The organism is Shinella zoogloeoides (assembly GCF_030733845.1).
In the GTDB taxonomy this organism is placed as follows: domain Bacteria; phylum Pseudomonadota; class Alphaproteobacteria; order Rhizobiales; family Rhizobiaceae; genus Shinella; species Shinella zoogloeoides_C.
Map to the genome: position 1 here is coordinate 2,541,641 of NZ_CP132311.1, position 12,493 is coordinate 2,554,133.

At 64.6% G+C, this 12,493-nt stretch carries 11 protein-coding genes; 7 read left to right on the forward strand and 4 right to left on the reverse strand.

Going from position 1 to position 12,493, the window contains the following annotated elements; all coding sequences use genetic code 11:
* Positions 1-4: 4 nt before the first annotated feature.
* The 3 genes from Q9316_RS13580 to Q9316_RS13590 form a co-directional block, all read right to left on the reverse strand.
* Positions 5-1,228: an NAD(P)/FAD-dependent oxidoreductase gene (locus Q9316_RS13580; protein WP_306032136.1), complete on the reverse strand. Its 1,224-nt coding sequence runs from the start codon at positions 1,226-1,228 to the stop codon at positions 5-7.
* Between the two features lie 68 nt (positions 1,229-1,296).
* Positions 1,297-1,611, reverse strand: coding sequence for a MocE family 2Fe-2S type ferredoxin (locus Q9316_RS13585; RefSeq protein WP_306032137.1), 315 nt, complete (start codon positions 1,609-1,611; stop codon positions 1,297-1,299).
* A gap of 24 nt (positions 1,612-1,635) precedes the next feature.
* Positions 1,636-2,721, reverse strand: coding sequence for a fatty acid desaturase family protein (locus Q9316_RS13590; protein ID WP_306032138.1), 1,086 nt, complete (start codon positions 2,719-2,721; stop codon positions 1,636-1,638).
* 161 nt (positions 2,722-2,882) lie between these two features.
* On the opposite strand from Q9316_RS13590, the gene Q9316_RS13595 reads away from it, so the two are divergent.
* From Q9316_RS13595 to iolG, 6 genes are all read left to right on the forward strand, one after another.
* Entirely contained in the window at positions 2,883-3,914 is a 1,032-nt protein-coding gene (locus Q9316_RS13595) for a LacI family DNA-binding transcriptional regulator (protein ID WP_306032139.1), read from the forward strand.
* A 159-nt stretch (positions 3,915-4,073) separates the two neighbouring features.
* On the forward strand, positions 4,074-4,886 hold the full coding sequence (locus Q9316_RS13600) for a TIM barrel protein (protein WP_306032140.1): 813 nt from the start codon (positions 4,074-4,076) through the stop codon (positions 4,884-4,886).
* A 254-nt stretch (positions 4,887-5,140) separates the two neighbouring features.
* The gene (locus Q9316_RS13605; protein ID WP_306032141.1) at positions 5,141-6,070 is read left to right on the forward strand and encodes a sugar ABC transporter substrate-binding protein; all 930 of its coding nucleotides are present in this window, start codon (positions 5,141-5,143) and stop codon (positions 6,068-6,070) included.
* Positions 6,071-6,175: 105 nt separating this feature from the next.
* Positions 6,176-7,714: a sugar ABC transporter ATP-binding protein gene (locus Q9316_RS13610; RefSeq protein WP_306032142.1), complete on the forward strand. Its 1,539-nt coding sequence runs from the start codon at positions 6,176-6,178 to the stop codon at positions 7,712-7,714.
* A gap of 52 nt (positions 7,715-7,766) precedes the next feature.
* Entirely contained in the window at positions 7,767-8,786 is a 1,020-nt protein-coding gene (locus tag Q9316_RS13615) for an ABC transporter permease (RefSeq protein WP_306032143.1), read from the forward strand.
* A 100-nt stretch (positions 8,787-8,886) separates the two neighbouring features.
* Positions 8,887-9,879, forward strand: coding sequence for an inositol 2-dehydrogenase (iolG, locus tag Q9316_RS13620; protein ID WP_306032144.1), 993 nt, complete (start codon positions 8,887-8,889; stop codon positions 9,877-9,879).
* 52 nt (positions 9,880-9,931) lie between these two features.
* Here iolG and Q9316_RS13625 read toward each other — a convergent pair whose 3' ends face one another.
* Positions 9,932-11,152: an ROK family transcriptional regulator gene (locus Q9316_RS13625; RefSeq protein WP_306032145.1), complete on the reverse strand. Its 1,221-nt coding sequence runs from the start codon at positions 11,150-11,152 to the stop codon at positions 9,932-9,934.
* A 245-nt stretch (positions 11,153-11,397) separates the two neighbouring features.
* Here Q9316_RS13625 and xylF point away from each other — a divergent pair, with 245 nt between their 5' ends.
* Positions 11,398-12,441, forward strand: a complete 1,044-nt coding sequence (gene xylF, locus Q9316_RS13630) for a D-xylose ABC transporter substrate-binding protein (protein ID WP_306032146.1) — start codon at positions 11,398-11,400, stop codon at positions 12,439-12,441.
* The last annotated feature ends 52 nt before the right edge of the window (positions 12,442-12,493 follow it).

Genomic DNA, 12,493 nt, shown 5'->3' on the forward strand with positions numbered 1-12,493 from the left:
TCCCTCAGGCGGCGAGCAGTTTCTTGAGCTTGGTTTCCGGTGCGGCGAGCTCCGCCGGATCGGGATGGATGCGGGCGGCGATCAGCATTTCGGCAAGGCGGATGTCGCGCGCGACCGCATTGCCCGGCCCGATGCCGCTTGCCGCGATCAGCCGTCCGGCTGCATCGAGATGGAAGAGGATGAACGCCCCCTCGCCCATGTCGCGCCGAACGGTCGTCGCCGCGCCGTCGGCAAGGCCGGCGATCTGCAAGGTCATGTCGTACTGATCCGACCAGAACCACGGCACCGCCGCATGCACATCCGCACCGCCGAGCATGTTGGCCGCAGCGAGCTGACCCTGTTCCTGCGCGTTGCGCCAGGATTCGAGGCGGATGCGGCGCTCGCCATAGAGCGGCAGCGGATAGGAGGTGCAGTCTCCCGCGGCAAAGATATCCGGATCGGAGGTGCGCAGCATTCCATCGACCGAGATGCCATTTTCTACGGTAAGGCCCGCCGCTTCCGCCAGTTCCGTGTTCGGCACCGCGCCGATGCCGACGACGAGCAGGCTGGCCGCAACAACGCGGCCGCCTTCAAGCGTGAGGCGCACTTCGCCCGGCAACTCCTCGACACTGGCGATCTTCGCGCCGCAGAGGATTTCCACCCCTTCGGCAGCGTGCCGATGCGCGACGATCTCGGCAATCTCCGCCGGCACACCGCGGCTCAGGACGCGCGGCAGGCCTTCGACGAGCGTGACGGTGGCACCGAGTTTGCGGGCGCTGGCGGCAAGCTCCAGCCCGATGAACCCGCCGCCGAGAATGGCGACGTGGCTTCCCTCCACCAGATGCGCGCGGATACGCGTTGCGTCGTCATGGCTGCGCAGCGCCGCGACACGGCCGCCGTGGGTCGTGCCCGGCAGAGCGCGTGGCCGGGCACCGGTGGCAAGCAGCAGCTTGTCATAGGGAACCACCGTGCCGTCCCCCAGCACGACACATTTTGCGGCGCGATCGATCCCGCAGACCGTGCGGCCCAGCAGCATGTCTATGCCGGCTTCGACATAGCGGTGCGGCTCGGCGACGAATTTCGGGCCGGCCCCGGCAACAAGTGCTTCCTTGGAGAGCGGCGGACGCTCGTAAGGCAGGTGCGTCTCGCTGCCGATCAGGGTCAGCGTGCCGTCAAACCCCTTCTCGCGCAGCGCAAAGGCTGCGCGCGCACCGCATTCGCCGGCGCCGACGATAACGAAATTCGCCATGACGTTTCCTCTGGAGCATTTCCAGCCGAAGCGAAGTCGCTTCGGCGTCGGACAATGCGACAAAACCCCTAGAGCCCGATGAAGACCGTGCCGCCCTCGACCTTGACCGGATAGGTCCTGAGATCGACGCAGACGGGCGCGCCCTTGGCTTCACCGGACCTGTAGTCGAAGCGGCCATTGTGCTTGGGACATTCGATGATGTGATCCATCACCAGCCCGTCGGCAAGGTGGATCTTCTCGTGGGTGCAGAGCCCGTCCGTCGCGTGATAGGTGTCTTCCGGGCTGCGGTAGATCGCGAAGGTGCGGCCCGCATGGTCGAAGCGGATGACATCTTCCTCGTCGATCTCGTCTGCCGCGCAGACCTCGATCCAGTTGTCGCTCATGGTCTCTCCTCCGGGAATGGGTTGTTATTCGGCGGCCGCAATCGCCGGTTCGGCGTGGAATTCTTCCTTGTAGGGGCGTGCGGTGCCGGGCAGTTCGCGCTTCAGGAAATAGTCCTCGTTGCGCAGCTGGCGCAGGAAGGCCGGGATCATCTCCCTGTAGCCGTGCCAGATGGACGGGTTCGGCGCCGGCAGGTCGTGCTTGATCATGGCGTGCAGCCGGGGCAGCGCATGATAGGGCACCATCGGGAACATGTGGTGCTCCACATGGTAGTTCATGTTCCAGTAGATGAAGCGGCTGACGGGGTTCATGTAGACCGTGCGGCTGTTCAGCCTGTGATCAATGACATTGTCGGCAAGGCCGCCATGCTGGAGCAGGCCGGTCATCACATGGTGCCAGGCGCCGTAGAGCCGCGGCAGGCCGATCAGCATGGCCGGCAGGATCGAGCCGAAGTAGAAACAGGCGGCGATCGTCGCGGCATAGATGGTGAGCCAGATGCGGGCGATGCGGATCGCCTTCGGCTGTTCCATTTCCGGCACGAAGGTCTTTTCCGCCGCGCTCATCACGCCCGCCGCATTGCGCACCATATCGACGACGGCATGCCAGGCGTCGAGCAGGCCGAAGAAATTGAGGACGAGCCGCAGGAGATCCGGCGGACGCATGACGGCGATCTCCGGGTCGCGGCCGACGATGACCGTATCCGTGTGGTGACGCGTGTGGCTCCACCGCCATGTCACCGGATTGCGCATGATCATGAAGCAGGCGATCTGGTAGACGGCATTGTTCATCCACATCGTCTTGAAGGCCGTGCCGTGGCCGCATTCATGCCAGCGGCTGTCGGAAGCCGAACCGTAGAGGACGCCATAGACGAGGAAGAACGGCACCGCCCACCAGGTTCCCCAGAACCAGATACCCGCAGCGGCGCAGACCAGCATGGTTCCCAGCCAGATCGCAGTGTCGCGGATGGCGGCCGCATCGCTGCGCTGCATCAGTGCCTTCATTTCCTTGCGCGGGATTTCGGTATGATACCATTCGGCCGCGGCCAGCCCGTTTGCAACGGCGGCCTCGGCATCGCGGCCAAGAAGGCTGTAATCCCTCTTCGTCGGGTTCATCGCTCGTCTCCTCCACGCGGGGCACGCTCACCGACCCGCCTCATCTGATGGACAAACGATACCGCCGCTTCTTGCGTCTCTCAATCCTGCCATGATAGAATGCGTCAAATTCCATCATTCACTATCATTCCTGTTTGATGGAAAGATTTCAGGAGGGGAACATGGCATCGAGACCAACCATCTCGGATCTCGCCAGGGCGGCCGGCGTCAGCGTCGCGACGGTCGACCGAGTGTTGAACGGCCGCCACAAGGTGCGCGAGGAAACGGCGCGCCGGGTCTATGACGCCGCCAACGCCATCGGCTATCACGCCATCGGCCTCATAAGGCAGCGCGTCTTCGAGGACCTGCCGCAATACCGGCTGGGCTTCAGCTTCCAGCGCCCGGGCCAGGCCTTCTACCAGAATTTCGCGCGCGAGATCGAAATCGCCTGCAATGCCTGCACCACCGCGCGCATCGTGCCGCAGATCGAATTCATCAGTGCGCAGACGCCCGCGGCGATGGCGGAGATGCTGCGCCAGCTTTCCGCGCGCAACCAGGCGCTCGCCGTCGTCGCGCCGGACTATCCGGCGACCACATCCCTGGTGGAAGACCTGAAGGCCCGCGGCATTCCGCTGTTCTGCCTGCTCTCGGATTTCGCCATGGACGTGCGCCAGGGCTATATCGGCCTCAACAACATGAAGGTCGGACGCACCGCCGCCTGGATGATCGCGCGTGGCGCGAAACGCCCCGGCAAGGTCGCGATCTTCGTCGGAAGCCACCGCTTTCACGGCCACGAACTGCGCGAGATGGGGTTCCGCTCCTTCTTCCGCGAGAAGGGCCAGGCCTTCGAGGTGCTGGACACGCTGGTCAACCTCGACACCAGCGAGATCACCCACGAAGCGACGGCAAACCTTCTGGCGCAGCACCCCGATCTCGTCGGCCTCTATGTCGCCGGCGGCGGCATGGAGGGCGCGATTTCGGCGATCCGCGAGGAAGGCTATGCCGGCAAGGTGCAGCTCATCGTCAACGAACTGACCCCGGAATCGAGGGCCGGCCTTGCCGACGACGTCGTCACCATGGCCATCAGCACCCCCTTGCCCGCCCTCTGCCGTGAACTCGTCTCGCTGATGGTGACCGCCATCGAGAAGGGCGAAAACGCCGTGCCCGGCCAGACATTCCTGCCCTTCGACATCTTCCTGCCGGAGAATATCTGACTGATCATGATGGTTTTCCATCATGATGGTTTCTCAATCTTTCAGCCATGACGGCGACGACGGCACCTTCGGCTTTGACGCCCGTCAAGCCTGTCCCGATCCTCATGCGTGCATGCGAGGCCGCGCTATCGGCGGCTCGAAGACCGGAGGACACCATCCATGCCGCCCCTGACTTTCGCCCTCAACCACATGACGGCGCCCGCCCTGACGCTCGACGCCTTCTTCGCCCTCGCCGTCTCCCTCGGCATGACGGCGGTCGAAATCCGCAACGATCTTGACGGCAACGCCATCCTCGACGGCACGACGCCCGCCGAGGTGACGGCGCTCGCCGAACGCCATAGCGTCACGATCATCTCGATCAACGCCCTCCAGCGCTTCAACGAATGGACGCCCGCCCGTGCCACCGAAGCGAGCGAACTCATCGACTTCGCTAGCGCCTGCGGCGCCCGCGCGCTCGTGCTTGTGCCAAAAAACGACGGCACCGGCCAGGCTGACGGCGAGCGGCAGGCGAACTTGCGCGAGGCGCTGGCCGCGCTGAAACCCCTGCTCGACGCGGCCGGCATCATCGGCCTCGTCGAACCGCTCGGCTTCGAGATCTGCTCGCTGCGCTCCAAGCGCGAGGCCGTGGAGGCGATCAAGGCCGTCGGCGGGGAACGGACATTCCGCCTGGTGCACGACACGTTCCACCATCATCTCGCGGGCGAACCGGAACTCTTTGCCGACCACACCGGTCTCGTCCACATTTCCGGCGTCGAGGACCCGGCGGTCGCCATTTCCGACATGCGCGACGGCCACCGCGTCCTCGTCGGCCCCAGCGACCGGCTTGGGAATACGACCCAGATCAAGGCGCTGCTTGCTGCCGGTTATGCCGGCCCGCTGTCCTTCGAGCCGTTTTCGCCGGCCGTGCACGATGTCGCCGATCCCAGGGCGGCGGTCGCCGAAAGCGTCGCTTTCCTACTCGAAAGCCTTTGAGCCCCTTGGGCCGGCGGGTGTCATGCCGGCCCTTTTCCCCAAGCCGGCCGGTTTCCCACCGCCGGAAAATGGAACGGGCTTGACGTCACAGGCAGAAAATGGAATAAACATTCCGCAATACGGAATTCGCGGTTTGTTTATTCTGTTTTGGCCTTTTGCATCCCGGGAGGAGCAGAGGGCCGGCTGTCCCGCAAGGGCAGCTATCCGGATAATCGAGTGGCGCTGCCGGACGCCACGTTGAGGAGGAGAACGACATGAAAAAATTCATTCTTGGCTCGGCGCTTGCCGTGATGCTGTCGACGGCCGCCCATGCCGAGACGATCGGCGTGACGATGGCGCAGTTCGACGACAACTTCCTGACCGTCCTGCGCAACGGCATGTCCGACTACGCCAAGACGCTCGACGGCGTGGAGCTGCAGGTCGAGGACGCCCAGAACGACGTCGCCAAGCAGCAGAGCCAGATCCAGAACTTCATCGCCTCGGGCGTCAGCGCGATCATCGTGAACCCGGTCGATACCGATGCCACGGCCGCCATGTCGAAGGCCGCGGCCGACGCCGGCATTCCGCTCGTCTACGTCAACCGCGAGCCGGTCAACGTCAACGAACTGCCGGAAAAGCAGGCCTTCGTCGCCTCTGACGAAAAGGAATCCGGCACGCTGGAAACCAAGGAAGTCTGCCGCCTGCTGAACGGCAAGGGCAAGGTGGTCGTCATGATGGGTGAACTGTCCAATCAGGCCGCCCGCGTGCGCACCCAGGACATCAAGGACGTCATCGCGACCGACGAGTGCAAGGGCCTCGAAATCGTCGAGGAGCAGACGGCCAACTGGTCGCGTACGCAGGGCTCCGACCTCATGACCAACTGGCTCTCCGCCGGACTGGAATTCGACGCCGTCATCTCCAACAATGACGAAATGGCGATCGGCGCGATCCAGGCGCTGAAGGCGGCCGGCCGCTCGATGGACAGCGTCGTCGTTGCCGGCATCGACGCCACGCAGGACGCACTCGCCGCCATGGCTGCGGGCGATCTCGACGTGACCGTGTTCCAGGATGCCGCCGGCCAGGGCAAGGGCTCGGTCGACGCCGCGCTCAAGCTCGCCAAGGGCGAGAAGGTGGAGACCAAGGTCTATATTCCCTTCCAGCTCGTGACGCCGGCCAACATCGCCGATTTCCAGGCGAAGAACTGATCGGTTCGCACCGATAGAAGACGAAACGACCAGATTGTCATGGACGCGCGCACGCCTGCGTGCGCGCGTCCGACCCGTTTCAGGTTGCTCCGGGAGGGAGGGACGATGGTCAGTCCGACCACCATGGCCGCGGTTCGTGCAAGCGGCGCCATTCCGAATGCCGATTATCTTCTGTCCGCGGAAGGCATCCGCAAGGAATTTCCCGGCGTCGTCGCGCTCGACGACGTCCAGTTCAAGCTGAAGCGGGGCAGCGTGCATGCCCTGATGGGCGAGAACGGCGCCGGCAAATCCACGCTGATGAAGATCCTCGCCGGCATCTACACGCCCGACCAGGGCGAGGTGCTGCTGAAGGGCCAGAAGATCCGGCTCGACTCGCCGCTCGACGCGCTGGAGAACGGCATCGCCATGATCCATCAGGAGCTCAACCTGATGCCCTTCATGACCGTGGCGGAGAACATCTGGATCCGCCGCGAGCCGAAGAACCGCTTCGGCTTCGTCGACCACGGCGAGATGCGCCGCAAGACAGCCGACCTCTTTAAGCGCCTCAACATCGCAATGGACCCGGAAACGCAGGTGCGCGACCTCTCGGTCGCCAACCGCCAGATGGTCGAGATCGCCAAGGCCGTCTCCTACGAGAGCGACGTGCTCATCATGGATGAGCCGACCTCGGCGCTGACCGAGCGCGAGGTGGAGCACCTCTTCACCATCATCCGCGACCTGCGCTCGCAGGGCATCGGCATCGTCTACATCACCCACAAGATGAACGAGCTGTTCGAGATCGCCGACGAGTTCTCGGTGTTCCGCGACGGCAAGTATATCGGCACCCATGCTTCCACGGACGTCACCCGCGACGACATCATCCGCATGATGGTCGGCCGCGAGATCACCCAGATGTTCCCGAAGGAAGAGGTGCCGATCGGCGATGTCGTGCTGTCGGTGAAAAACCTGACCCTCAAGGGCGTCTTCCACGACGTCTCCTTCGACGTGCGCGCCGGGGAAATCCTCGGCCTTGCCGGCCTCGTCGGCTCCGGCCGCTCGAACGTCGCGGAAACGATCTTCGGCGTGACGCCGGCGACATCGGGCACGATCTCGATCAACGGCAGTCAGGTGAATATCGACAGCCCGAACACCGCGATCAAGCATCGCATGGCGTTCCTGACGGAGGACCGCAAGGACACCGGCTGTCTTTTGATCCTCGACATCCTGGAAAACATGCAGATCGCCGTTCTCCAGGACAAGTTCGTCAAGAACGGCTTCGTTTCCGAGGGGGCGCTGATCAAGGTCTGCGAGGAGATGAGCAAGAAGCTGCGTGTGAAAACGCCGAACCTGTCCGAGCGCATCGAGAACCTGTCGGGCGGCAACCAGCAGAAGGTGCTGATCGGCCGCTGGCTGCTCACCAACCCGCGCATCCTGATCCTCGACGAGCCGACGCGCGGCATCGATGTCGGCGCGAAGGCGGAAATCCATCGCTTCGTGACGGAGCTCGCCAGGGACGGCGTAGCCGTCATCATGATCTCGTCGGAAATGCCGGAAGTGCTCGGCATGAGCGACCGTGTCATGGTCATGCACGAGGGCCGCGTCACCGGCATTCTCGACCGGGCGGAGGCGACGCAGGTCAAGGTCATGGAACTGGCTGCCCAGTGAGATTGGGCCCCGTAAGATCAAGGGCCGCGGGGCGGCCGCAAGGGAGGTACTCATGAGCACGAATTCCGCCGCGCAGGCCCAGGCCGCTGCGCAGAAATCTGCCCGCCGGCTCCCGCCGGAACTCAACATCTTTCTCGTCCTCATCGGCATTGCGCTGGTCTACGAAATCCTCGGCTGGATTTTCGTCGGCCAGAGCTTCCTGATGAACCCGCAGCGCCTGACCATCATCATCCTGCAGGTCTCGGTCATCGGCATCATCGCCGTCGGCGTCACGCAGGTCATCATCACCGGCGGCATCGACCTGTCGTCCGGCTCCGTCGTCGGCATGACGGCAATGTTCTCCGCCTCGCTTGCGCAGGCCTCGACCTGGCCGCGGGCGCTCTACCCGTCGCTGACCGACCTGCCCTTCATCGTGCCGGTGGCGGTCGGCGTCGGCGTCGGCCTGCTTGCCGGCTTCATCAACGGCCAGCTCATCGCCAAGACCAAGATTCCGCCCTTCATCGCCACCCTTGGCATGATGGTGTCGGCCCGCGGCATTTCCAAATGGTACACGAAGGGCCAGCCGGTCTCTGGCCTGACGGACCAGTTCAACTTCATCGGCACCGGCATCTGGCCCGTCGTGATCTTCCTCGTCGTTGCCGTGATCTTCCACATCGCGCTGCGCTACACCCGCTACGGCAAATTCACCTATGCGATCGGCGCGAACGTGCAGGCCGCGCGCGTCTCGGGCATCAACGTCGAAGCCCATCTCGTGAAGGTCTATGCGATTGCCGGCGCGCTGGCGGGCCTTGCCGGCGTCGTCACCGCCGCCAGAGCCCAGACCGCACAGGCCGGCATGGGCGTGATGTACGAACTCGACGCCATCGCCGCGACCGTCATCGGCGGTACCTCGCTGGCCGGCGGCGTCGGGCGCATCACGGGCACGGTCATCGGCACCGTCATCCTCGGCGTCATGACCTCGGGCTTTACCTTCCTGCGCGTCGATGCTTTCTACCAGGAGATCGTCAAGGGCGTGATCATCGTCGCCGCCGTCGTCGTCGACGTCTACCGGCAGAAGAAGCGCAAGACCTGACACCCATTCCGCGGCCTTCCGCGGCGCCTTTGCGGGGCGAGCGCATCGCCCCGTCCCTCCCCCGGCGGCAAGGCCGCCGGTTCGACCAGAGAGAATGAAGATGACTGTGAGATTTGGTCTTCTCGGCGCAGGCCGCATCGGCAAGGTGCATGCCAAGGCCGTGACCGGCAATCCCGATGCCGTGCTCGTCGCCGTCGCCGATGCCTTCCCGGCGGCTGCCGAGGCGATCGCCACGCAATATGGCTGCGAGGTCCGCACGATCGAGGCGATCGAAACCGCCGAGGATATCGACGCCGTCGTGATCTGCACGCCGACCGACACCCATGCCGACCTCATCGAGCGTTTCTCGCGCGCTGGAAAAGCCATCTTCTGCGAAAAGCCCATTGACCTCGACGTCGACCGCGTGCGCGCCTGCATGAAGGTGGTCGAGGAGACGAAGGGCAAGCTGATGGTCGGCTTCAACCGTCGCTTCGACCCGCATTTCATGGCCGTCCGCAAGGCCATCGACGACGGCCGCATCGGCGATGTCGAGATGGTCACCATCACCTCGCGCGATCCCGGCGCCCCGCCGGTGGACTATATCAAGCGCTCCGGCGGCATCTTCCGCGACATGACGATCCACGACTTCGACATGGCGCGCTTCCTGCTCGGCGAGGAGGTCGTCTCGGTGTCGGCCACCGCCGCTGTACTGGTGGACCCCGAGATCGGCAAGGCCGGCGACTATGACAGCGTCTCGGTCATCCTCCAGACCAAATCCGGCAGGCAGGCGGTCATCTCCAACTCCCGCCGCGCCACCTACGGCTACGACCAGCGCATCGAGGTGCACGGCTCGAAGGGCATGGTATCGGCGGAAAACCAGCGGCCGGTCTCCATCGAGATCGCAAACGGCGAGGGCTACACCCGCCCGCCGCTGCACGATTTCTTCATGACCCGCTACACGGAAGCCTATGCGAACGAGATCGCGAGCTTCATCGCCGCCATCGAAAAGGGCGCCGCAATCTCCCCATCCGGCGCCGATGGCCTCGCCGCCCTCGCGCTCGCCGATGCCGCCGTGAAGTCGGTGGAAGAAAAGCGCCAGATCCCCGTCGCCTGACGGAAACCTCCTCCCAAGCAACTGGCCGGGCGATCTCCGTCGCCCGGTCTTTTTATTCGCCCGCCGTTCCCGCCGCGATGATGTCGTGGTCCATCTCCGCCAGCGCCCGGTCGAGATGGCCTTCCAGCGCGAGCGTCGCCTCCTCCGGAACGACGGAGATCGGCGGCGCGCCGAAGAGGCGTACCTGCTGCGATTGGGCCAGGCCCTCCTCCAGGCCGCGCCTGAGGAGATCGAAATAGCGTGTGCCCGGACCGGTGATGGCGATCGGCATGTTCTCGTAGAGGCTCACCATGCGCGACAGCCCCTGCCCCAGGGCAAGGCCGGCCTGGCGGAAGGCGTATTCCGACATGCGGTGCCCCTGCCGGGCGCGCAGCGCGATCTTGTCCATCTCGGCCAGCGGCACGAACTTGGCGGGGATCGTATCGGGCGGCACCTCGAAGGCCGTGCGCAGGATGCCGTAGAAGCCGGCGGACGCCTCGATGCAGCCCTGCGAGCCGCAGCGGCACAGCTTGCCATCCGACGAATTCAGCATGTGTCCGAAATTCGGCGCCGTCACGGTCAGTTCGCCGGTCCGGTCGAACCGGGCGATGCCGAGGCCGATACTGTGGCCGAGCGACAGCGCCGCGACCGCCTGCAGGTTCTTCTCGCCCGCCCTCTCCATGCGCAGCGCCATGGCATGGGCGACCAGCAGCGTCTCGTTGCTGAGCAGGATCTTCGCGCGCCACTCGGACCGGAGGAGCGCGGCGAAATCCACCTCCTGGGCACCGAAGACCGGCGACCAGACGAGGGTTGCGCGCGCGGGATCGACAAGCCCCTTGCTGCTGATAGAGACCACCAGCACCCGCGCGCGGTCGATCCGCGAGCGCTGGACCAGCCGGTCGAGCGCGGCGACGAAGGCAGCGGCGAAGGGTTGGGGCGAGGTGTCGGCGTGGTTGCGCGCCTCCTCGAAGCGATCGAGCAGCGTGCCGCCGTAATCGGCCAGAGAATATTGCACGACGTCGGAGGAAATGCGCACGGCTATGAGATAGCCAGCACCGCGCCGCTGGCCGAAGATGACGCGCGGCCGGCCGCGCGAGGCGGAAGCCTGCTGCTCGCGCCGTTCCAGCACCTCGGCCTTTTCCAGCTCGGCCGTGATGACCGAGATCGTTGCGGAAGCAAGGCCGGTATGCTGGGAAATGTCCGTATGGGCGAGCGGGCCGTGGCGGCGCAGCGAGGCCAGCACGAGCGCACTGTTCTGCTGACGCACAAGCTCCGTGCTCGACTTCACCAGCATCTTCCGTTTCCGCCCGCTTTCATAAGCTGCAACACATGCTCCTCCCAAAGCATCTGTCACGCCGTCATTCAAGGACTTTCTAAACCCGTGTTGACAGCCCGAAAAAGTTCTGACATTTATTTTCTCGACTGTCGAGAAAAAAGTCCCGGCACCGTCGGGAGAGGCATCGAGACAGCATTGTCGTGGCCGGTCGTTGATTGGACGGGAGGTTCGTCCGGCGGCCGGTGTTCACTTGGGAGGATAAAATGAAATCCGTTTTGAAGCTGATGGCAGGGGCTGCCGTCATCGTTTCCCTGCATTCCGCGGCCGCGCACGCCAAGGACCTGGTGGTCGGCGTTTCCTGGTCGAACTTCCAGGAAGAGCGCTGGAAAACCGACGAAGCCGCCATCAAGGCAGCGCTTGAGGCTTCCGGCGACAAGTACATTTCGGCTGACGCCCAGTCCTCCGCCGCAAAGCAGCTGACGGACGTCGAATCGCTGATCGCCCAGGGCGCCAACGCCATCATCGTCCTGGCGCAGGATTCGGACGCCATCGGCCCGGCCATCGAGAAGGCCGCCGCCGAAGGCATTCCGGTCGTCGGCTACGACCGCCTGATCGAGAACCCGGCCGCCTTCTACATCACCTTCGACAACAAGGAAGTCGGCCGCATGCAGGCCCGCGAAGTGTTCAAGGTGAAGCCGGAAGGCAACTATGTCTTCATCAAGGGCAACTCCGCCGACCCGAACGCCGACTTCCTCTTCGCAGGCCAGCAGGAAGTGCTGAAGGAAGCGATCGACGCCGGCAAGATCAAGAATGTCGGCGAAGCCTATACCGACGGCTGGAAGCCGGAAAACGCCCAGAAGAACATGGAACAGTTCCTGACGGCGAACGACAACAAGGTCGACGCGGTCGTCGCCTCGAACGACGGCACGGCCGGCGGCGCGATCGCCGCGCTGGCGGCCCAGGGCCTTGCCGGCTCCGTCCCGGTCTCCGGCCAGGACGCCGACCACGCTGCACTCAACCGTGTCGCGCTCGGCACGCAGACCGTCTCCGTCTGGAAGGACTCGCGTGAACTCGGCAAGCGCGCCGCGGAAATCGCGGCCCAGCTCGCCGGCGGCAAGACCATGGACGAGATCGAGGGCGTCACCACCTTCAACGGCGGCCCGAAGGGCGTCGAGATGAAGTCGGTCTTCCTCGCGCCGCTGCCGGTGACCAAGGACAATCTGAACGTCGTCATCGACGCCGGCTGGATTTCCAAGGAAGCCGCCTGCCAGGGCGTCGCTGCCGGTTCCGTCGCTGCCTGCAACTAACGCAGCACCATTGACCTGACCATTGCCGGGCGCCGCAACGACATTCGTTGCG